Source organism: Streptomyces sp. NPDC055013 (assembly GCF_053608645.1).
Genome location: NZ_JBSGVW010000006.1, coordinates 309,870 through 330,085 on the forward strand (window position 1 = coordinate 309,870; position 20,216 = coordinate 330,085).

The following is a 20,216-nucleotide window of genomic DNA, read 5'->3' on the forward strand; positions in this document are numbered from 1 at the left end:
TGCGGGCAACCGGCATGCCGGTGTGGCTGCGCGACCTGCTGCGGATGCGGCCGCGCCCGCCTGCGTCAACGCAGTCGCGTGCGCCGGGCCCTCCCTAGCTGCGGGTATCCGTGCCGGATCCGCTTCGCCAGCCCAACTGCGGGCAGTCGTGCCGCTGGGGCGACACGGGTGGGCGCAGCGGCACCCCGCCGACGCGGGCGAGTACCGACCCGGCGTGAGCCTCAACGCCGGGCCGCGGGCCGAACGGGGCTGCTCCCCAGCAACCGGAGCCGACCGCCTCGCTACCGCCGCCGCGGGCGAGCCCCAACCCCGGCCCCCAGTCAACGAGGCTGCTCCTCCGCAACCTGCCCCGGCACGGTCGCCCCCGACAGAGAAGCGACCTCCGCCCGCAACGCCCGAACCTCCTCCGTCAGCATCCGTATCGCCTCCGTCTGCCGCCGCTCCTCCACGTCGTCCTTCTCGAACCGCGCTATGAACCACGCGGCGATGTTCGCGGTCACGACACCCAGCAGGGCGATCCCGGACAGCATCAGCCCCACCGCGAGCATCCGCCCCACCCCGGTGGTCGGCGCATGGTCCCCGTACCCGACCGTCGTCATGGTGGTAAACGACCACCACACGGCGTCACCCAGCGTCTTGATGTTCCCGTCCGGCGAGTCCCGCTCCACGGACAGCACCGCCAGCGACCCGAACATCAGCAGCCCGACCACCGCCCCGGCGACATACGTGGTCAGCCGTATCTGCGAAGCCATCCGCGCCCGCTGCCCCACCAACAGCAGCGTCGACACGAGCCGCAGCAGCCGAAGCGGCTGTATCAGCGGCAGCAGCACCGCGCACAGATCGAGCCAGTGCGACCGCACGAACTCCCCGCGCCGCTCCGCGAGTCCGAGCCGGACCACGTAGTCCACCGCGAACGCGCCCCACACCACCCACTCCACCGCGAGGCACACGTCCACCACGTCCCGCCCCGCGTCGGGCGAGACGATCGGCACGGCATAGGCCACGGCAAAGGCCAGGGCGAGGGCGAAAAGGGGTCGCTGGGTGAACCGTTCCCAACGGACTTGCGCGAGCGGTCGCTTCATGGCCGCATCGTAGGAAATGTGAAGGGGTGGTGTGCCCGCAGGTCACCCACGGGCACACCACCCCATCGAGCTGTTGACGGACGCTACGCGTCGCCGCCCGCGGCCCCCGGGTCCGCCGCCGACACATCGAGCAGCTGGTAACGGTCGATCGCCTGCTTCAGCACCGACCGGTCTACCTTCCCCTCCTTGGCCAGCTCGGTGAGCACCCCCACCACGATCGACTGCGCGTCGATGTGGAAGAAGCGCCGCGCCGCACCGCGGGTGTCCGCGAAGCCGAACCCGTCCGCACCCAGCGACTGGTACGTCCCCGGCACCCACCGCGCGATCTGGTCCGGCACCGCCCGCATCCAGTCGGAAACGGCCACGAAAGGCCCCTCGGCGCCGCTCAGTTTCCGCGTCACCCACGGCACCCGCTGCTCCTCCTCCGGGTGCAGCAGGTTGTGCTCCTCGCACTCCACGGCCTCGCGGCGCAGCTCGTTCCAGGAGGTCGCCGACCACACGTCGGCCTTGACGTTCCACTCCTCGGCCAGCAGCTTCTGCGCCTCGACCGCCCAGGGGACCGCCACACCGGACGCCATGATCTGCGCCGGGATCGACCCCGAAGGGCCCTCGCTGATGCGGTGGACGCCCTTGAGGATGCCCTCGACGTCCACGTTCTCCGGCTCGGCCGGGTGCTGGATCGGCTCGTTGTAGACGGTCAGGTAGTAGAAGACGTCCTCGCCGTGCGGGTGCTCGGCGTCCCCGCCGTACATCCGGCGCAGCCCGTCCTGCACGATGTGCGCGATCTCGTACGAGTACGCCGGGTCGTACGCGACACAGCCCGGGTTCGTCGAGGCGAGCAGCTGCGAGTGGCCGTCGGCGTGCTGCAGACCCTCACCGGTCAGGGTCGTACGGCCGGCGGTCGCACCCAGCACGAACCCGCGCGCCAGCTGGTCGGCCATCTGCCAGAACTGGTCGCCGGTGCGCTGGAATCCGAACATCGAGTAGAAGACGTACACCGGGATCAGCGGCTCGCCGTGCGTGGCGTACGCCGAACCCGCCGCGATCAGCGAGGCCGTGCAGCCCGCCTCGGAGATGCCGTCGTGCAGCATCTGGCCCTGCGGCGACTCCTTGTAGGCGAGCAGCAGATCGCGGTCGACCGCCTCGTACTGCTGGCCGAGCGGGTTGTAGATCTTCGCGCTCGGGAAGAACGAGTCCATGCCGAACGTGCGGTACTCGTCCGGCGCGATCAGCACGAACCGCTTGCCGAGCTCCTTGTCCCGCATGAGGTCCTTGAGGAGACGGACAAAGGCCATGGTCGTCGCGATCGACTGATGGCCCGAGCCCTTCTTCACGGTCGCGTACGTCTTGTCGTCCGGCAGGGCCAGCGGCTTCGACCGCACGACACGCGTCGGGACGTACCCGCCGAGCCCCTTGCGGCGGTCGTGCATGTACTGGATCTCCTCGGAGTCCCGCCCCGGGTGGTAGTACGGCGGGAGCCCGCTCTCCAGGTCCTTGTCCGCGATCGGCAGGTGCAGCCGGTCGCGGAAGCGCTTGAGGTCGTCGACCGTCAGCTTCTTCATCTGGTGCGTGGCGTTGCGGCCCTCGAAGTTGGGACCGAGCGTCCAGCCCTTGATCGTCTTGGCCAGGATCACCGTGGGCTGGCCCTTGTGCGCCTTGGCCGCCGAGAACGCCGCGAAGATCTTCTTGTGGTCGTGACCGCCGCGGCCGAGGTGCAGGATCTGGTCGTCGGTCATGCCCTCGACCATCGTGCGCAGCCGCTGGTCGTCGCCGAAGAAGTGGTCGCGGATGTAGGCGCCGGTCTCGGTGGCGTACGTCTGGAACTGTCCGTCCGGGGTGGTGTTCATCCGGTTGACCAGGAGGCCGTCGCGGTCCTGTGCGAGCAGCGGGTCCCAGGTGCGGTCCCAGATCAGCTTGATGACGTTCCAGCCGGCGCCTCGGAAGATCGACTCCAGCTCCTGGATGACCTTGCCGTTGCCCCGCACCGGCCCGTCGAGGCGCTGCAGGTTGCAGTTCACCACGAAGGTGAGGTTGTCCAGGCCCTCGCGCGCGGCGATGGACAGCTGGCCCAGCGACTCCGGCTCGTCCATCTCGCCGTCGCCCAGGAACGCCCACACCTGCGACTTGGAGGTGTCCGCGATGCCGCGCGCCTCCATGTAGCGGTTCATCCGCGCCTGGTAGATCGCGCCGATCGGGCCGAGGCCCATGGACACGGTCGGGAACTCCCAGAAGTCCGGCATCGACCGCGGGTGCGGGTAGCTGGACAGGCCGTGGCGCGCTTTCGACTTCTCCTGCCGGAAGGCGTCGAGGTTCTGCTCGCTGAGGCGGTCCAGCAGGAACGCGCGCGCGTAGATCCCCGGGGAGGCGTGGCCCTGGAAGAAGACCTGGTCGCCGCCGTCGCCCTCGTCCTTGCCGCGGAAGAAGTGGTTGAAGCCCACGTCGTAGAGGGAGGCCGAGGAGGCGAACGTGGCGATGTGACCGCCGACGCCGATGCCGGGGCGCTGGGCCCTGGACACCATGACCGCGGCGTTCCACCTGGTCGCGTTGAGGATCTTGCGCTCGATCTCCTCGTTGCCCGGGAAGAACGGCTCGTCCTTGGTGGCGATCGTGTTGACGTAGTCCGTGCTGCGCATCTCGGGCACGGCCACGCGCTTCTCGCGGGCCCGCTCGATCAGCCGCAGCATCAGATAGCGGGCCCGCTCCCGGCCGCGCTCGTCCACGGCGGCGTCGAGGGAGTCGAGCCACTCCTGGGTTTCCTCGGGATCGAAGTCAGGAACCTGACTCGGAAGGCCGCCAATGATGATCGGGTTGCGATCTGATCCGGAAGCCACGCTGTTCCTTACCTGTCAGAGGGCCGTGTTTCTCAGGGTCTGCACCGCTCCCCATCGTGTACCTCGGGGCGCCAAACGTCATCTCTACTGTGAGGTAACCCGGGGCCTGGTGAACGGCGGAGTGACCATGGATGGTTCCCAAACGCACAAAGGGGGCAGATTGGTGTGGTGCGCGTCACCTTGAGACGATGGTGGCGTGCCTGGAGTTGCGGTGACACGTTCAGGAACGTCACCGTTTCGGCGGTCTGAACGGCCGGGTACTTGCGCGATCCGCCCCGCCCGTGTGGACTACGGCCAATGCTTCGCGCACGCGCGTGGCTGAGTTATTCCCAAGACATGATCAGGAGGCAACCCGTGAGCGCGACCGCGGACCACGCGGAGGAGCGGACGAACCCTGCCGTCAGGCTGGGGTTCCAGCCCGAGCAGGTGGTCCAGGAGATCGGCTACGACGAGGACGTAGACCAGGAACTCCGCGAGTCCATTGAGGAAGTCGTCGGCAGCGAACTCGTGGACGAGGACTACGACGACGTCGCCGATGCCGTGGTGCTGTGGTTCCGCGACGAGGACGGCGACCTGACGGATGCGCTGGTGGACGCCACCACGTACATCGAAGAAGGCGGCTCGATCCTGCTCCTCACGCCCAAGACCGGCCGTGACGGCTACGTGGAGCCCAGCGACATCTCTGAAGCGTCGACCACAGCGGGTCTGTCGGCGTCCAAGAGCGTCAGCGTCGGCAAGGACTGGAGTGGCAGCCGGCTGGTGACGCCCAAGGCCGCGAAGTCCAAGAAGTAGCCGAATCGAAGTGACCCACGGCTGAGACGATCGCCGTACGGGCCCACCTTGCCGGGCTGGACTGCAAAGTCCAGCCCGGCTCATGCGTGTGCCCCGGAGATCGCTGCGTAGGGTGGATGCCACCCGAACAGCCTCACCGAAGGGACATTCACGACGATGGCGATCCAGGTCGGCGACAAGGCCCCCGACTTCGAGCTCAAGGACAACCACGGCGCGACCGTGAAGCTCTCCGACTTCCGCGGTTCCAAGAACGTCGTCCTGCTCTTCTACCCCTTCGCCTTCACCGGCGTGTGCACCGGCGAGCTGTGCGAGGTGCGCGACAACCTGCCGCAGTTCGCCGACCGCGACACGCAGGTCCTCGCCGTCTCCAACGACTCCATCCACACCCTGCGCGTCTTCGCCGAGCAGGAGGGCCTGGAGTACCCGCTGCTCAGCGACTTCTGGCCGCACGGAGAGGTCAGCCGTGCCTACGGCGTCTTCGCCGAGGACAAGGGCTGCGCGGTGCGCGGCACCTTCGTCATCGACAAGGAGGGCGTGGTCCGCTGGACCGTCGTCAACGCCCTGCCGGACGCGCGCGACCTGAGCGAGTACGTCAAGGCGCTCGACACCCTCTGATCCCGTCCGGTCCCTCTGGTGACCGACACCCGGGATTCTTCGGTACCAAGGCATGCAAGCCACGGGAACCCGTTACTAGGATCGACTCGTTGATCCGATATCACACGCACGGCGGGGCTCCCCGCCCCTGGAAACCAATGGAGGACTCGTGGGAGTCAGCCTCAGCAAGGGCGGCAACGTATCACTGAGCAAGGAGGCCCCGGGCCTCACTGCGGTCATCGTCGGTCTGGGGTGGGACATCCGCACCACGACCGGCACCGACTTCGATCTCGACGCCAGCGCGCTGCTGACGAACGCGGAGGGCAAGGTCGCCAGCGACGCGAACTTCGTGTTCTTCAACAACCTCAAGAGCGCCGACGGCTCGGTCGAGCACACCGGCGACAACCTCACCGGTGAGGGCGAGGGCGACGACGAGCAGATCAAGATCAACCTCGCCGGCGTCCCGGCGGACGTCGAGAAGATCGTCTTCCCGGTGTCGATCTACGACGCCGAGAACCGTCAGCAGTCCTTCGGTCAGGTGCGCAACGCGTTCATCCGCGTCGTCAACCAGGCCGGCGGCGCCGAGATCGCGCGCTACGACCTCTCGGAGGACGCGTCCACCGAGACCGCGATGGTCTTCGGCGAGCTGTACCGGCACGGTGCGGAGTGGAAGTTCCGCGCCATCGGTCAGGGCTACGCGTCGGGTCTGCGCGGTATCGCGCAGGACTTCGGTGTGAACGTCTGAGTTCGACATCGGAGGTGACCGTTCAGGACACCACTGGCTGAGTCCGGCGCCGCTCCCGTTTGGGTGCGGCGCCGGATGCGCAGGACAACCAAACAAGCATCACGCGGGGAGGACCAGCATCATGGGCGTCACGCTCGCCAAGGGAGGAAACGTCTCCCTGTCCAAGGCCGCACCCAATCTCACCCAGGTGATGATCGGGCTCGGCTGGGACGCGCGCTCCACCACCGGAGCCCCCTTCGACCTCGACGCCAGCGCACTGGTGTGCAGCAGCGGACGAGTGCTGGGCGATGAGTGGTTCGTCTTCTACAACCAGCTCAAGAGCCCGGACGGCTCGGTGGAACACACCGGGGACAACCTCACCGGCGAGGGTGACGGCGACGACGAGTCGCTCCTGATCGACCTCTCCAAGGTGCCGGCCCAATGCGACAAGATCGTCTTTCCTGTCTCGATCCATATGGCCGACGAGCGCGGCCAGACCTTCGGCCAGGTCAGCAATGCCTTCATTCGCGTCGTGAATCAGGCCGACGGCCAGGAACTCGCCCGCTACGACCTGAGCGAGGACGCCTCCACCGAGACCGCGATGATCTTCGGCGAGGTCTATCGCTACCAGGGGGAGTGGAAGTTCCGAGCGGTGGGACAGGGGTACGCGTCGGGACTCCGGGGCATCGCACTCGACTTCGGGGTCAGCGTCTCCTAACGCGATATGAGCAAAAGCCGGGCCCCGGTGGGGTACGAAGGGTGGCCGACTAGACTTCGGTTCAAAGTTTCGTAAAGCCGAGTGCGCGGGTCGGACCCGTACACACAGGGATTGGGTAGCCAGTGGTTCTGAAAACCTTCGGCTGGTCGTTCGCGGTCACCGCGCTCGGCCTCGTTGCAGCGGTCCTCTTCGGGGGGTGGACCGCCTTCGGCGTCGTGGCGATCCTCTCCGTGCTGGAGATCTCGCTGTCGTTCGACAACGCGGTGGTCAACGCCGGAATTCTGAAGAAGATGAATGCCTTCTGGCAGAAGATCTTCCTCACCATCGGCATCCTGATCGCCGTCTTCGGTATGCGGCTGGTCTTCCCCGTCGTCATCGTCGCGATCAGTGCCTCGCTGGGCCCGATCGAGGCTGTCGACCTCGCGCTCAGCGACAAGGACCGCTACCAGGAGCTCGTCACCGACGCACACCCGGCGATCGCCGCGTTCGGTGGCATGTTCCTGCTGATGATCTTCCTCGACTTCATCTTCGAGGACCGGGACATCAAGTGGCTCGGCTGGCTGGAGCGTCCGCTGGCCAAGCTCGGCAAGGTCGACATGCTGTCGGTCTGCATCGCGCTGATCGTCCTGCTGATCTCCTCGCTGACCTTCGCGGCCAACGCCCACCAGCACGGCGGCGCGCACGTGGACAAGGCGGAGACGGTCCTGCTCTCCGGCATCGGCGGCCTGATCACCTACATGATCGTGGGCGGTCTCTCCGGCTTCTTCGAGGACAAGCTCGAAGAGGAGGAGGAACGCGAGCACGAGGCCGAGGAAGAGGCCGAGCGCTCGGGCAAGCCACGGTCCGCCGTCGCCATGGCGGGCAAGGCCGCCTTCTTCATGTTCCTCTACCTCGAGGTCCTGGACGCGTCCTTCTCCTTCGACGGCGTGATCGGCGCCTTCGCCATCACCAACGACATCGTCCTGATGGCCCTGGGCCTCGGTATCGGCGCGATGTACGTCCGGTCGCTGACCGTGTACCTGGTCCGCCAGGGCACCCTCGACGACTACGTCTACCTGGAGCACGGCGCGCACTACGCCATCGGCGCGCTCGCCATGATCCTGCTGGTCACCATCCAGTACGAGATCAACGAGATCATCACCGGCCTGATCGGTGTGGTCCTGATCGGTGCCTCCTTCTGGTCCTCCGTCCGCCGCAACCGCGCGCTGGCGGCTGCGGAGGGAAAAGCCGAGGGATCGGACAAGAAGACTGAGGTCTCGTCCGGGGTGTGACACCCCTGCGGGTGAGGAACGCTCTCGACGGGGCGGCCGGACGTCCGGCCGCCCCGTCGGTTTTCCAGATGAACGCGGGGCTTAGCGGGACGTGGGGGCGGAATGGGCTTCTTGGACGGACTCTGGCGGGGGCGGGCGGCCGAGTTCGACTCGGGCAGCGCGTCGTCGAACTCGATCGAGCTGACGAAGCGGCACGACCGCGTCTCGCTCACCAAGCAGGGCGCCGCCACGGGGCATCTGCGCGTCAACCTGACGTGGCGCATGCGCACGTCCGACATCGGCGGGTCGCAGCGGGAGAGTCTGCTGCGGCACCCCTTCAAGGCACTCAAGCCGCCGGAGGTGCTCGGGCACAGCCAGAGCATGGTCAACGTCGACCTCGACCTCGGGGCGCTGTACGAACTCACCGACGGGACGAAGGGCGTCGTCCAGCCGCTGGGCGGGTTCCTCGGCGACGTCAACGCGCCGCCGTACGTGAAGCTCAGCGGCGACGACCGGTTCGGTTCGGCGTCCGGCGAGACGATCTACGTCAACCTCGACCACCGGGAGAACATCAAGCGGCTGCTGGTCTTCGTGTACATCTACGACCAGACGCCGGCCTTCGACCGTACGCACGCGATCGTCACCCTGTATCCGAGCAACGGTCCCCGGATCGAGATAGGCCTCGACGAGCGGCACCCGCAGGCCCGGTCCTGTGCGGTGGTGATGATCGAGAACGTGAAGGGGGAGATCTGGGTCCGCCGGGAGGTCAAGTTCGTCTACGGCTTCCAGGCAGAGCTGGATCGGTTGTTCGGGTGGGGGTTGCAGTGGGGGCGGGGATACAAGACGAAGGCGGAGAAGTAGCCGGCCCCCGGCTCGGGCCCTTGTGCGATGTGGCGGTGCCCCTGACGGGGCACTCCCGTCACCGCCCGATGAACTGCGGGCCCTGCGGTGGCAGGCGGAAATCCGCGGCCGGGGCCACCGCCGTCACCGGAGGCGGGTAGCCGTAACCCGACTGGGCCATCGCCGGCTGGCTGGTCGGCTGGGGGTAGCCGTACGCCGGCTGGGTCGGCGGGGGCTGCTGGGGGTAGCCGTACGACGGCTGGGGCGGGACCGTCGTCGTCGGCTGCTCCGGGGGCAGGGGCTGGGAGATCTCCGGCGCGGGGGCCGACGCGGGCTCCTCGGACATCTCCGACTCGTCCACCGAGATGCCGAAGTCCGTGGCCAGGCCCCTGAGGCCGTCCGAGTAGCCCTCGCCCAGGGCGCGGAACTTCCAGCCCTCGCCGCGGCGGTACAGCTCGCCGCAGATCAGGGCCGTCTCCTCGCCCGTCTCCGGCTTGATGTCGAAGTACGCCAGCGGATCACCGTCGGTGGCCGCCGCGTCGTACAGCAGGATGCGCAGGTCCCGTACGCGGTCGAAGGCGACGCCGTCCGCCGAAGCGACCAGCAGAATCTGGCCGACGCTCGGCTCGACACCGGACAGATCTGTCTGGATCGTGTCGGTGAGGCCCTCGGCGCCCCGCTTCTTGCCGAGTCGCCAGACCTGCCCGGAGGGGTGCCGGGGCTGGTTGTAGAAGACGAAGTCCTCGTCGGAGCGGACGCGACCGTCGGGGCCGAGGAGAAGTGCCGAGGCATCGACATCCGGGACCCCCTGCCCGGGCGTCCAGCGCAGCACGGCGCGTACCGTCGTGGCTTCGAGCGGGACGTTCGACCCCTTCAACATCGCGTGCGTCATGCGGTCATCCTGCCCTCTCCGTCCTGGTCACGACAACGCGGGGGTGCACAGGCCGTGCGCGCCCGTGTTTGTCCGCGTTACCAGAAATTCATGCCCGTCGGGAACCCCTGACATGGGTATCTACGTACTATTACCGGCCACCTGTGAACCGGTCACAGGGGCCACAGAGTCACCACGGGGGAGCTCTATGCGTCATTTCGGGCACATCGCCCCGGAGGTGCGGCAGCGCCTCTTCCACCGGGAGCCGTGCGAGTTCTCCGCCGACTCCCCGGCCAGGCTGCTCTCCGCGGCCCTGGGCGCCACGCTCTACAGTCCGGCCACCCGGCCGCAGCTCGCCGACGACATCGTCAAGCAGGCCGGGCGCGGCGTGGTCTCGATGGTGCTGTGCCTGGAGGACTCCATCAACGACGAGGACGTGGAGGAGGGCGAGGAGAACCTGGTCCGCCAGTTCACCGACCTCGCCGGGCGCGAGGGTGCCGCGGACCTGCCGCTGCTCTTCATCCGGGTCCGTACGCCCGAGCAGATCCCCGATCTCGTACGCCGGCTCGGTCCCTCCGTAGGACTGCTGTCCGGATTCGTACTGCCGAAGTTCACCGAAGAGCGCGGCATGCCCTTCCTGGAGGCCCTCGCCCTCGCCGAGGCCGAGAGCGGGCGCCGGCTGTTCGCCATGCCGGTGCTGGAATCGCCCACCCTGCTCTACCGCGAGTCACGCGTGGAGACCCTGGAGGGCATCTTCCGCTCCGTCGACAAGTACCGGGATCGGGTGCTGGCCCTGCGCCTGGGCGTCACCGACTTCTGCTCCTCGTACGGGCTGCGCCGGGCCCCGGACATGACCGCGTACGACGTCCAGATCGTCGCCTCCGTGATCGCCGACGTGGTGAACATGCTGGGGCGGGCCGACGGCACCGGGTTCACGGTGACCGGCCCGGTGTGGGAGTACTTCCGCGTGCAGGAACGTATGTTCAAGCCGCAGCTGCGCCGCAGCCCCTTCCTGGAAGGACAGGCCGAGGAACTGCGCGAGGCCCTCATCGAGCACTCCATGGACGGCCTGCTGCGCGAGATCACGCTCGACCACGCCAACGGACTGCTCGGCAAGACCTGCATCCACCCCTCCCACGTACTTCCCGTGCACGCACTGTCCGTGGTCAGTCACGAGGAGTTCAGCGACGCCAAGGACATCCTGAAGCCCGAGCGCTGCGGCGGGGGTGTACTGAGGTCGCAGTACACGAACAAGATGAACGAGGTGAAGCCGCACCGAGCGTGGGCCGAGCGGACCATGCTGCGGGCCGAGGTGTTCGGTGTGGCCAACGAGGACATCGGCTTCGTGGAACTGCTCGCCGCCGGAATCCCGGCCTGACCAGGCCGAACGACCGCAATCCACCGGCCGTACGACTTCTGACCAAGGGACGCATGAACAACGCAGTGAACGACGGGGTCTGGTCCGGGAGCTGGGTCGCCGAGCGGCTCGGAGTCCAGCTCGTGGGCGACGACGGGCTCACGCAGATGCTGGGGCTCGCCCTGCGCCGCAACCCCAAGCGGGCACATCTGCTCGTCTCCAACGTGCTCGGCAAGCACGTACCGCAGTCGCCCTCCGTGGTGTACGGCGCCGGCTTCGCCCTCGGCCTCCGGGTTCGGGACCTGCTGGGCCCCGAGGAGGCCGCCAGGGCGGTCGTCCTCGGCTACGCGGAGACGGCGACCGGGCTCGGCCACTCCGTCGCCGACGGTGTGGGGCTCGCCCCGTATCTGCACTCCACGCGCCGCCCGGTCGCCGGGGTGGCCCGTGCGGGCGGCTTCGAGGAGTCCCACTCGCACGCCACGTCCCACTTGCTGCTGCCGGAGGACCCGGCGCTGCTGGCCGGCGACGGGCCGCTGGTTCTGGTCGACGACGAGTTCTCCACGGGGAACACGGTGCTGAACACCGTTCGGGATCTTCATTCGCGGTATCCGCGGCGGCGGTACGTCGTGGTGGCGCTGGTCGACATGCGGTCGCCTGCGGACGCGGGGCGGCTGGAGGAGTTCGCGCGGGAGATAGGTGCGCGGGTCGACCTGGTGGCGGCCGCTTCGGGGACCGTACAGCTGCCTGAGGGGGTGCTGGAGAAGGGGCAGGCGTTGGTGGCGCGGTACGAGGCCGAGAGTGCCGCGCCGGGTCCTGTGTCGTCCGCGGCACCGTCGGGGCTGGTCGCGCAGTTCCCCGCGCCCCCGGACAGCGGCGATGCCGGCACCGCGTCCGGGGAGGCGACGGCGGGTCGTGTGTCGTCTGGGCCGGAGGGCGAGGCAGATGCCGCGAGCCTTGGACGCGACGGCCGGATCACGCCCCTGGGGGCGCGGGGAACTGCGCGATCAGCCCCCACCGGCCCGCACCCGGGTGACGACCGCACCGCCCCCCACGCCACCCGCGTCGAACTCCGCTGGCCCCGCGGTCTCCCCGACGGTGGTCGCCACGGCTTCACCCCGCAGCACCGCACCCGCCTCGAACGCGCCCTCCCCGCCATGGCCGCCGGCCTGGCGGAAGCGCTCCCGGCTGACGCGCGGAGCGTCCTGGTCCTCGGTTTCGAGGAGCTGATGTACACCCCGCTCAGGCTCGCCCGCGAGCTGGAGCAGGTCGCCGACGCGGAGGTCCGCTACTCGACCACCACCCGCTCACCCGTCCTCGCCGTCGACGACCCCGGCTACGCGATACGCACCCGCCTCGTCTTCCCGGCCCACGACGACCCCGCCGACGGCCCCGGTGAGCGCTACGCCTACAACATCGCGGGCGCCGGCTTCGACGCCGTCATAGCCGTCCTCGACTCGGCCGCCGACACCCCCGAACTGCACGCGGGCGACGGCCTGTTGGCGCAACTCGCCGCCCACACCCCGCACGTCCTGCTCGCGGTCGTGCCGTCGTACGTCCCCGAGCCGCCGCACCTCGCCGTTTCTCCTGGAGACACATCCACCATGCTGCCCGAGCCCCTGCGCGGCCCCGCCTTCTCCTCGTACGCCCCTCAGGAGGTCGGCTGGCTGCTCCAGGACCTCTCGGACGTGACGCTGGAGGCGCCGACCGAGGAACGCGAGGAGGCGATCCAGAGCGGCGGCGCGCACTACGCCGAGTCGCTGCCGGTGGAGTACCAGCCGAGCGAGCAGTACCAGGCACTGTTCCACGCGGCGCTGGAGGAGTCGGCGGCGCGACTGGCGCAGGCCGTGGGCGCCGTCACCGAGCTCGTGCTCGCCGAGCGGTCGCCGCGCCCCGTGCTCGTCTCGCTCGCCCGCGCCGGCACCCCCGTGGGCGTACTCATGCGCCGCTGGGCCCAGTTCCGGCACGGCCTCGAACTCCCGCACTACGCCGTGTCGATCGTGCGCGGCCGGGGCATCGACGCCAACGCCCTGCGGTGGCTGGCACAGCACCACGACCCGCGTGATGTCGTCTTCGTCGACGGCTGGACCGGCAAGGGCGCCATCACCCGCGAACTCGCCGTGGCCCTGGAAGAGTTCGAGAAGTCCGACGGCGTCACCGGCTTCGACCCCGAGATCGCCGTACTGGCCGACCCGGGCTCGTGCGTGCGAACGTACGGCACCCGCGAGGACTTCCTCATCCCGTCCGCGTGCCTCAACTCCACGGTGTCCGGCTTGATTTCGCGTACGGTCCTGCGCGCGGACCTGGTCGGCCCGAACGACTACCACGGCGCGAAGTTCTACCGCGAACTCGCCGGAGCCGACGTCTCCGTCGCCTTCCTGGACGCCGTGGCCGCGCGTTTCCCGGAGGTCGTGGACGCGGTCGAGGCGACGGCCAAGGAGCTGCTGTCCGGCGACCGCGAGCCGACCTGGGAGGGCTGGGACGCCGTCGAGCGCATCAGCGAGGAGCACGGCATCCACGACGTGAACCTGGTCAAGCCCGGCGTCGGCGAGACCACCCGCGTGCTGCTGCGCCGGGTGCCCTGGAAGATCCTGGCCCGGGCCGGCGCCGGAGCCGACCTGGACCACGTACGTCTGCTGGCCGAACAGAGAGGGGTCCCGGTGGAAGAGGTCACCGAACTGCCGTACACCTGCGTGGGGTTGATCCACCCCAAGTACACGCGGGGCGCGACGGGTGCCGACGGCAAGGCGGTGAACGTCTGATGCCGGTACTGGTGGCGAGCGACCTCGACCGTACGCTCATCTACTCCGCCGCGGCCCTCGCGCTGACCATGCCGGACCCGCGGGCGCCCAGGCTGCTGTGCGTGGAGGTGCACGAGAGCAAGCCGCTGTCGTACATGACCGAGACCGCGGCCCAGCTGCTGACCGACCTCGGCGACGCGGCGGTCTTCGTACCGACGACGACCCGGACCCGCAAGCAGTACCAGCGCATCAACCTGCCGGGCCCCGAGCCCACGTACGCGATCTGCGCCAACGGCGGCCACCTGCTCGTCGACGGCGTCTCCGACCCCGACTGGAACGCACAGGTCCTGGCCCGGCTGGCCGAGCAGTGCGCGCCGCTCGCGGAGGTGCAGGACCACCTGATGGCGACGGCGTCCCCGGCGTGGGTGCGCAAGCACCGGATCGCCGAGGACCTCTTCGCCTACCTCGTCGTCGAGCGCGAGCTGCTGCCCGAGGAGTGGGTGAAGGAGCTAGCGGTGTGGGCGGAGAACCGGGGCTGGACGGTGTCCTTGCAGGGCCGCAAGCTCTACGCCGTCCCGAAGCCCCTCACCAAGAGCGCCGCCATGCACGAGGTCGCCCGCCGCACCGGTGCGGAACTGACGCTGGCGGCCGGTGACTCCCTGCTGGACGCCGACCTGCTGCTCGCCGCCGACCGGGGCTGGCGCCCGGGGCACGGCGAGCTGGCCGACACCGACTTCACCGCCCCGGCGATCAGCGCGCTGCCGGAGCGGGGGGTGCTGGCGGGGGAGCGGATCCTGAGGGAGTTCTTGAAAGCGACCGGGACGACAGCGCCCTGAGGGGCGCGGGGAACTGCGCGACCAGCCCCCACTCACCCGCAGACGACAACGCACGCACGACCTAGCCGCAACACCCTCCACCACAGCACCCGCCCCCGCCGCCGGCAGGCTTCGGCGCGGGGGCGGGAGCCGAGGCCGTGCCGCCCACCGCGACCGTCGACAGCAGCTTCACCGTGTCCTCATGCCCCGCAGGGCACGCGGCCGGGTCGGAGGACTCCGCCATCGGACGGCTCAGTTCGAACGTGTCGCCGCAGCTGCGGCAGCGGTACTCATAGCGAGGCATGCGCACAGGTTAGCCCCGTCAGTGTCCGGCCCCGCGCTCCTCGCGGATCTGGGCGACGACCCCGGCCACCGTCTGCCGTACCGCCTCGGTCTCGGTCAGGAAGTGCCAGTAGTCCGGGTGGCGGCCCTCCAGTGTGCCGATGGCCCGCTCCAGCCGCGCGACGGAGTCGTCCAGCGGGCGCGCGTGCCGCGGATCCGGCGTGTTCCGCCCCGCCATGGCCAGCCGCTGGGCGTCCCGGATCGCGAAACGGGTCCGGTCGATCTCCTGCTGCGGATCCTTCTGCACGGCGTTCAGCTGCCGCAGCCGGTCACCGGCGGCGGACACCGACTCGTCGGTGCCGTTCAGCAGCGCACGCACCGTCGACAGCAGCGCGGTGGCGTCCGGCCAGCGCTGCTCGTCGCGCGCGGACTGCGCCTCCTTCAGCTTCAGCTCGGCCTGCCGTACGTTCTCCCCGGCCCGGTCCGGGACGCTCTGCAGGTCCTGCCAGCAGGCCACCGTGAACCGCCGCCGCAGCTCGCTCAGCACCGGCTCCACCTGCCCGGCACGCGTGGTCAGCGCCTGCGCGCGCGTCCGCAGCGACACCAGCCGGTGATCGATCTCGGCGGCCTTCTCCGGCAGCCGCTCGGCCTCCACCCGGACCGCTTCCGCCTCCCGCGCGACCCGCTCGGCCCGCTCCAGCGTCTGCGGGACGCCATGCTGCCCGGCTCCCTGGTTCAGCTTGGTGAGCTCCGGCGCGAGGGCGGCGAGCCGGGCCGCGAGGTCGTCCGCCCTGAGCCCCGGCCCCCGTACGGCATCCAAGGCGTTCGACGCGGACAGCAGGCCCTGCCGGGCACGCTCGACGGCCGGGGCGAGGCGGGCCAGCTGTGTCTCGGCCTTGCCGAGCAGCGGCCCGAGCCCGTCCGTGAACCGGTCCAGCTCGCGCTTGGCGTTGTCGAGCTCGTCCTTGGCCTTCGTCAGCTCCGTACGGGCATGGGATGCGGCCGACGCCTCCAGGTCGTCACGGTCGAGATCATGGGCGTCGACGGCCTGGATGTACTGGTGACTGACCTCGTCGATACGCCGCCCGAGCGCCTCGAAGTCGGTGATCGCCCGGCGGGCGGCCGGCGAGGCGTCCACCGCCGTGATCGTCTCGATCGAGATCCGCAGATCCCGCTGGGCGGTGTCCAGCTCGTAGAACGCCGCCGCCGCGGCATCCTTCGCGGCCTGCGCCTCGGCCCGCTGACTCTCGGCCCGCCCGCCGAACCACCGCCGCGTACCGCCGCCGGCGAACGCGGCGGGCAGGACGAGGGCGGCCACGAGGGGGAGCGCCACCAGGGCGAGGGTGTCGCGGACGGCGAGACGGGCGCCCCGGGCGATACGGACCGCACCGCGCGAGACGCGATCCATGTCAGGGACGTGAGCGACCTGACGGACGGGAAACGGGGCCTGCCGCGCGGGATGACCCTGCGCGCCCGGCACTGACGGCGAGTTCGGCTGCGGAGGTGTCGCCGTCACATCCCTCTCCCGTGCTGTCATTCACCCTGCCCGGTGTCATTCTCCCACCGGTTTAGGACGAACACACGGGCCGGTTAGTTCGCGGTTCGGACAGTGACTTTTCCATCACCGGTGCGGGCGGAGACGACGTGGGAGCTGGTGTTGTCCCGGGGCACGGACACATCGACCGAGCCGTCACCGGTCTCGGTGGACACGCGGTACGTGGCCCGGGGCAGCTCGATCGTCACCGAACCGTCGCCGCTGCGGGTCTCCACCAGGTCCGGCACGGTGCCGAGTTCGAGCCGGACCGAGCCGTCCGAGGTCTGCGCCTTGACCTGCCGCGAGGACACGTCGGAAACACGCACCGAACCGTCGCCCGTCCTCAGGTCCAGCGGCCCACTGGAGTCGGTGACCCGCACGGACCCGTCCCCCGTACGGATGCTCAAAGCGTCCCGGAACCCCCGCGCCCGCACGCTTCCGTCCCCGTCCTCGACCTTCACCTTGACGCCGCGCGGCACCTCGATACGGTGCTTGGTCGAGCAGTTCGCGATCATGCCCGAGCACTTCTCCCGCAGGACCAGCCGGTCGTCCTCCATCGCCCACGTCACCTTCGGATCCGACCCGATCGCGACCGACCCCTGGAACCACCGGGTCACCTCCACGACGCCGGCCTTGTTCTCGTCGGCGGCGACGATCTCCAGCGCGGAGTCGTCGGAGTCGACGGTCAGCGTCCGCCCCTCCAACGCGAAGGACCGCCGCTCAGGGTCCTTGTCGTCCCCGGCGGAGGCCCCACAGGCGGTGACCCCGCCCAGCAGCACCACGACGGCCCCGGCAACCATGACAGCACGGACGGGAACGGTACGGGCCATGACGATCTCCCCCTGGACTTCCTCAGGACTTCCCTGCGGCCGACCTTTACGGCCCAGGGTTGCGGCGATGCTTCGACCGTACGGATCCGGGACCCGCCGGGGGATCCGGGCCACTCCCGGATCCGTGGTGGGGATAACCCCAGGGCCTCCCCGGTCCTCCCGGGCGTCCGCGATACGGGTTTGCGGGGCATGGGCCCTGGCAAGGTAGGCTGTCGACTCATTCTCGGGTGCGTAGCTCAGGGGTAGAGCGCCTGCCTTACAAGCAGGATGTCGGCGGTTCGAAACCGTCCGCGCCCACAGCAGTGGAGGACCCCGGCCTTCTTGGTCGGGGTCCTCTGCGTTTCAGTGCTCGTCGCCCGACGGCGCGTGGGCGTGCTTCAGCTTGGTGCGGGCGTCCACCCGCTCCGCCCCGGCGATTTCCGACCAGAAGCGGTGGCCGCTGACGAAGACCGCGAGTTCGTGCTCGCGCTGCCGGAGTTTCTCCACCTCGGCCTGCTCGTCCTGGGTCCAGCCGGGGGAGGCGGGGCGCTCGACCTTGCGCCAGCCGTTGTCGTCGCTGAAGCCGTCCAGGGGTGTGACCGACCAGGGAAGCCGCTTCAGGAGGGCCGACAGCTCGGCCCGGACCTGATGCAGCTCCTCCTGACCGGCGAGAAGGTCACTCGGAAAGTCATAGGGCGTAGCCACGGCCCAATGCTACGCCTGTTCGATTTTGGGTTGCGAGCGTCTTTGGGGGGTTCATGCGAACGGGTGTGCCGGAGCACGTCAGTTGGCCACTCGGCGCCGGTTGCCCGGTCCACGCAGCGGGCGGGGCGAAGTCACGCCCCACGTAACCTCTTCCTGTGCCAGCCTCCCCCCTGCGTCGCGTCGCCGTCCTTGTGCTCGAGGGTGCGAAGCCGCTCGATGTCGGAATTCCCGCGCAGGTGTTCACGACCCGCGCGAGCATGCCGTACGAGGTGCGGGTATGCGGGGCGACACCCGGTCTGGTGGCCGGCGGCGACGGCCTCGCGTACTACGTCGACCACGGCCTCGACGCGCTTGCGTGGGCCGACATCGTCTTCGTCCCCGGCTACCGGTTCCCGGACCGTGACGACCCGCCGCAGGCCGTCGTCGACGCGCTGATCGCCGCCCACGACCGGGGCGCGCGGCTCGCCGCGATCTCGACGGGCGCCTTCGCGCTCGCCGCCACGGGCCTGCTCGACGGCAGGCGGGCCACGACGCACTGGCACTACACGCGGGCCCTCGTGTCCAGGCATCCCCTCGTCCAGGTCGACGAGAACGTGCTGTTCGTCGACGAGGGCAGCGTGCTCACCTCGGCCGGCGCCGCCTCCGGCATCGACCTGTGCCTGCACATCCTGCGCGGCGACCTCGGCGTGGCCGCCTCCAACCACGCGGCCCGGCGTCTGGTCGCCGCCCCCTACCGCAGCGGCGGTCAGGCCCAGTACGTGCCGCGCAGTGTCCCCGAGCCGCTCGGCGAGCGGTTCGCCGCCACCCGCGAGTGGGCGCTGCACCGGCTCGGTGAGCCCCTCACCCTCGACACCCTCGCGCGGCAGGCCGAGGTCTCGCCGCGCACGTTCTCCCGGCGCTTCGTCGAGGAGACCGGCTACACGCCGATGCAATGGGTGATGCGCGCCCGCATCGATCTCGCCCGCGAACTGCTCGAGCGCTCGCAGCGCAGCGTCGAACAGATCGCCGCCGACGTCGGGCTGGGCACGGGTGCGAATCTGCGGCTCCACTTCCAGAGCATTCTCGGCACCACACCGAGTGAGTACCGGCGCACCTTCACCCGGGGCGAGTGACCCGCCCGGTGCCGCGTGGCGGGGGACGGCAGGGTGTGGCGGGATCCTTTTGAACCATGGCGATCCCGCCACTGTCAGCGGCGCGAGCCGCGGGCGACCCTGGTGGCGAAGGAAAGGGACATCACTCATGACTCGCATCGCCATCAACGGATTCGGCCGCATCGGACGCAACGTGCTGCGCGCCCTCCTGGAGCGCGACAGCGCCCTCGAGATCGTCGCCGTCAACGACCTGACGGAGCCCGCCACGCTCGCCCGGCTGCTCGCCTACGACAGCACGGCCGGCCGGCTCGGGCGCCCGGTGACCGTCGACGGGGACGCCCTCGTCGTCGACGGCCGTCGGATCACGGTGCTGGCCGAGCGCGAACCGGCGCAGCTGCCGTGGGCCGAACTCGGCGTCGACATCGTCCTGGAAGCCACCGGCCGCTTCACCTCGGCCAAGGCCGCCCGGGGCCACCTCGACGCGGGCGCGAAGAAGGTACTCGTCAGCGCGCCGTCGGACGGCGCCGACGTCACGCTCGCGTTCGGGGTCAACACCGACGCCTACGACCCGGACCTGCACACGATCGTCTCGAACGCCTCCTGCACCACCAACGCGCTCGCGCCGCTGGCCAAGGTGCTCGACGAACTCGCCGGCATCGAGCACGGATTCATGACGACGGTGCACGCCTACACGCAGGAGCAGAACCTGCAGGACGGTCCGCACCGCGACGCCCGTCGCGCCCGGGCCGCCGGCGTCAACATCGTGCCGACCACGACCGGCGCCGCCAAGGCGATCGGCCTGGTGCTGCCGAACCTCGACGGCAAGCTGTCGGGCGACTCGATCCGCGTACCGGTGCCGGTGGGCTCGATCGTCGAACTCAACACGACCGTCGCCCGCGACGTGACGCGCGAGGACGTGCTGGCGGCGTACCGCGCCGCGGCTCAGGGGCCGCTCGCCGGTGTTCTGGAGTACTCGGAGGACCCGCTCGTCTCCTCCGACATCGTGGGCAACCCCGCTTCGTCGATCTTCGACTCGGCCCTCACCCGCGTCGACGGCCGCCACGTCAAGGTGGTCGCGTGGTACGACAACGAGTGGGGCTTCTCTAACCGCGTGATCGACACGCTCGAGTTCCTCGCCACCGGCTGACCGGCCGGCACTTCTTCTGAGCGCTCCGGCCGGCCC

Annotated in this window: 18 protein-coding genes and 1 tRNA gene; 12 read left to right on the forward strand and 7 right to left on the reverse strand. The window is 69.7% G+C overall.

Annotation, left to right across the window (positions count from 1 at the left end; translation table 11 throughout):
- Positions 1-320: 320 nt before the first annotated feature.
- Both ACWGDB_RS11110 and aceE read right to left on the reverse strand, forming a co-directional pair.
- Positions 321-1,082 (reverse strand): potassium channel family protein, encoded by a 762-nt coding sequence (locus ACWGDB_RS11110; protein ID WP_383595779.1) that lies wholly within the window; start codon positions 1,080-1,082, stop codon positions 321-323.
- An 83-nt stretch (positions 1,083-1,165) separates the two neighbouring features.
- Entirely contained in the window at positions 1,166-3,913 is a 2,748-nt protein-coding gene (gene aceE / locus ACWGDB_RS11115) for a pyruvate dehydrogenase (acetyl-transferring), homodimeric type (protein WP_383624287.1), read from the reverse strand.
- A gap of 354 nt (positions 3,914-4,267) precedes the next feature.
- Between aceE and ACWGDB_RS11120 the strand changes: the two genes are divergently transcribed.
- The 6 genes from ACWGDB_RS11120 (at position 4,268) to ACWGDB_RS11145 (ending at position 8,852) form a co-directional block, all read left to right on the forward strand.
- Complete coding sequence (locus ACWGDB_RS11120) at positions 4,268-4,705, forward strand: DUF3052 domain-containing protein (RefSeq protein ID WP_328428043.1); 438 nt, start codon at positions 4,268-4,270, stop codon at positions 4,703-4,705.
- A gap of 156 nt (positions 4,706-4,861) precedes the next feature.
- Positions 4,862-5,320, forward strand: coding sequence for a peroxiredoxin (locus tag ACWGDB_RS11125; RefSeq protein WP_328428044.1), 459 nt, complete (start codon positions 4,862-4,864; stop codon positions 5,318-5,320).
- A 148-nt stretch (positions 5,321-5,468) separates the two neighbouring features.
- Entirely contained in the window at positions 5,469-6,044 is a 576-nt protein-coding gene (locus ACWGDB_RS11130) for a calcium homeostasis/redox stress adaptation protein (protein ID WP_328881959.1), read from the forward strand.
- A gap of 121 nt (positions 6,045-6,165) precedes the next feature.
- Positions 6,166-6,741 carry a TerD family protein gene (locus ACWGDB_RS11135; RefSeq protein ID WP_406203393.1) on the forward strand — a complete coding sequence of 192 codons (576 nt, stop codon included), beginning with the start codon at positions 6,166-6,168 and terminating at the stop codon, positions 6,739-6,741.
- A gap of 122 nt (positions 6,742-6,863) precedes the next feature.
- Positions 6,864-8,012 (forward strand): DUF475 domain-containing protein, encoded by a 1,149-nt coding sequence (locus ACWGDB_RS11140; RefSeq protein ID WP_453822159.1) that lies wholly within the window; start codon positions 6,864-6,866, stop codon positions 8,010-8,012.
- Between the two features lie 102 nt (positions 8,013-8,114).
- A complete protein-coding gene (locus ACWGDB_RS11145) occupies positions 8,115-8,852 on the forward strand; it encodes a TerD family protein (protein WP_453822160.1) in 738 nt (245 codons plus the stop codon).
- 58 nt (positions 8,853-8,910) lie between these two features.
- Here ACWGDB_RS11145 and ACWGDB_RS11150 read toward each other — a convergent pair whose 3' ends face one another.
- On the reverse strand, positions 8,911-9,723 hold the full coding sequence (locus tag ACWGDB_RS11150) for a TerD family protein (protein WP_453822161.1): 813 nt from the start codon (positions 9,721-9,723) through the stop codon (positions 8,911-8,913).
- Between the two features lie 187 nt (positions 9,724-9,910).
- On the opposite strand from ACWGDB_RS11150, the gene ACWGDB_RS11155 reads away from it, so the two are divergent.
- Genes ACWGDB_RS11155 through ACWGDB_RS11165 form a run of 3 tightly spaced genes read left to right on the forward strand, consistent with a single transcriptional unit; the run spans position 9,911 to position 14,633 of the window.
- Positions 9,911-11,080 carry an HpcH/HpaI aldolase/citrate lyase family protein gene (locus ACWGDB_RS11155; RefSeq protein WP_453822162.1) on the forward strand — a complete coding sequence of 390 codons (1,170 nt, stop codon included), beginning with the start codon at positions 9,911-9,913 and terminating at the stop codon, positions 11,078-11,080.
- 53 nt (positions 11,081-11,133) lie between these two features.
- On the forward strand, positions 11,134-13,818 hold the full coding sequence (locus tag ACWGDB_RS11160) for a phosphoribosyltransferase (protein WP_453822163.1): 2,685 nt from the start codon (positions 11,134-11,136) through the stop codon (positions 13,816-13,818).
- The gene (locus ACWGDB_RS11165; RefSeq protein ID WP_453822164.1) at positions 13,818-14,633 is read left to right on the forward strand and encodes an HAD family hydrolase; all 816 of its coding nucleotides are present in this window, start codon (positions 13,818-13,820) and stop codon (positions 14,631-14,633) included. The genes ACWGDB_RS11160 and ACWGDB_RS11165 overlap by 1 nt, the downstream gene beginning before the upstream one ends.
- Positions 14,634-14,694: 61 nt before the next feature.
- Here the strand turns inward: ACWGDB_RS11165 and ACWGDB_RS11170 are convergent, their stop codons facing one another.
- The 3 genes from ACWGDB_RS11170 to ACWGDB_RS11180 all read right to left on the reverse strand — a co-directional run bounded on the left by ACWGDB_RS11170 (position 14,695) and on the right by ACWGDB_RS11180 (position 17,258).
- Positions 14,695-14,916 (reverse strand): FmdB family zinc ribbon protein, encoded by a 222-nt coding sequence (locus ACWGDB_RS11170; protein WP_383595806.1) that lies wholly within the window; start codon positions 14,914-14,916, stop codon positions 14,695-14,697.
- An 18-nt stretch (positions 14,917-14,934) separates the two neighbouring features.
- Positions 14,935-16,302, reverse strand: a complete 1,368-nt coding sequence (locus tag ACWGDB_RS11175) for a hypothetical protein (protein WP_453822165.1) — start codon at positions 16,300-16,302, stop codon at positions 14,935-14,937.
- A 182-nt stretch (positions 16,303-16,484) separates the two neighbouring features.
- Positions 16,485-17,258 carry a DUF4097 family beta strand repeat-containing protein gene (locus tag ACWGDB_RS11180; RefSeq protein WP_453822166.1) on the reverse strand — a complete coding sequence of 258 codons (774 nt, stop codon included), beginning with the start codon at positions 17,256-17,258 and terminating at the stop codon, positions 16,485-16,487.
- A gap of 225 nt (positions 17,259-17,483) precedes the next feature.
- On the opposite strand from ACWGDB_RS11180, the gene ACWGDB_RS11185 reads away from it, so the two are divergent.
- Positions 17,484-17,555 (forward strand) — tRNA-Val (locus tag ACWGDB_RS11185).
- A gap of 45 nt (positions 17,556-17,600) precedes the next feature.
- Here ACWGDB_RS11185 and ACWGDB_RS11190 read toward each other — a convergent pair.
- Positions 17,601-17,942, reverse strand: a complete 342-nt coding sequence (locus tag ACWGDB_RS11190; RefSeq protein WP_453822167.1) for a hypothetical protein — start codon at positions 17,940-17,942, stop codon at positions 17,601-17,603.
- Positions 17,943-18,097: 155 nt separating this feature from the next.
- Between ACWGDB_RS11190 and ACWGDB_RS11195 the strand changes: the two genes are divergently transcribed.
- Together ACWGDB_RS11195 and gap are read left to right on the forward strand one after the other, a co-directional pair.
- The gene (locus ACWGDB_RS11195; protein WP_453822168.1) at positions 18,098-19,054 is read left to right on the forward strand and encodes a GlxA family transcriptional regulator; all 957 of its coding nucleotides are present in this window, start codon (positions 18,098-18,100) and stop codon (positions 19,052-19,054) included.
- 127 nt (positions 19,055-19,181) lie between these two features.
- Positions 19,182-20,180 carry a type I glyceraldehyde-3-phosphate dehydrogenase gene (gene gap, locus ACWGDB_RS11200; protein WP_453822169.1) on the forward strand — a complete coding sequence of 333 codons (999 nt, stop codon included), beginning with the start codon at positions 19,182-19,184 and terminating at the stop codon, positions 20,178-20,180.
- Positions 20,181-20,216 lie beyond the last annotated feature (36 nt).

Excerpts from the sequence above, each read along its gene's own strand:
- ACWGDB_RS11110 (WP_383595779.1), bottom strand. The coding sequence starts at position 1,082 with ATGAAGCGACCGCTCGCGCAAGTCCGTTGGGAACGGTTCACCCAGCGA.
- ACWGDB_RS11125 (WP_328428044.1), top strand. The coding sequence starts at position 4,862 with ATGGCGATCCAGGTCGGCGACAAGGCCCCCGACTTCGAGCTCAAGGAC.
- ACWGDB_RS11135 (WP_406203393.1), top strand. The coding sequence starts at position 6,166 with ATGGGCGTCACGCTCGCCAAGGGAGGAAACGTCTCCCTGTCCAAGGCC.
- ACWGDB_RS11145 (WP_453822160.1), top strand. The coding sequence starts at position 8,115 with ATGGGCTTCTTGGACGGACTCTGGCGGGGGCGGGCGGCCGAGTTCGAC.
- ACWGDB_RS11150 (WP_453822161.1), bottom strand. The coding sequence starts at position 9,723 with ATGACGCACGCGATGTTGAAGGGGTCGAACGTCCCGCTCGAAGCCACG.
- ACWGDB_RS11155 (WP_453822162.1), top strand. The coding sequence starts at position 9,911 with ATGCGTCATTTCGGGCACATCGCCCCGGAGGTGCGGCAGCGCCTCTTC.
- ACWGDB_RS11160 (WP_453822163.1), top strand. The coding sequence starts at position 11,134 with ATGAACAACGCAGTGAACGACGGGGTCTGGTCCGGGAGCTGGGTCGCC.
- ACWGDB_RS11165 (WP_453822164.1), top strand. The coding sequence starts at position 13,818 with ATGCCGGTACTGGTGGCGAGCGACCTCGACCGTACGCTCATCTACTCC.
- ACWGDB_RS11170 (WP_383595806.1), bottom strand. The coding sequence starts at position 14,916 with ATGCCTCGCTATGAGTACCGCTGCCGCAGCTGCGGCGACACGTTCGAA.
- ACWGDB_RS11175 (WP_453822165.1), bottom strand. The coding sequence starts at position 16,302 with ATGGATCGCGTCTCGCGCGGTGCGGTCCGTATCGCCCGGGGCGCCCGT.
- ACWGDB_RS11180 (WP_453822166.1), bottom strand. The coding sequence starts at position 17,258 with ATGGCCCGTACCGTTCCCGTCCGTGCTGTCATGGTTGCCGGGGCCGTC.
- gap (WP_453822169.1), top strand. The coding sequence starts at position 19,182 with ATGACTCGCATCGCCATCAACGGATTCGGCCGCATCGGACGCAACGTG.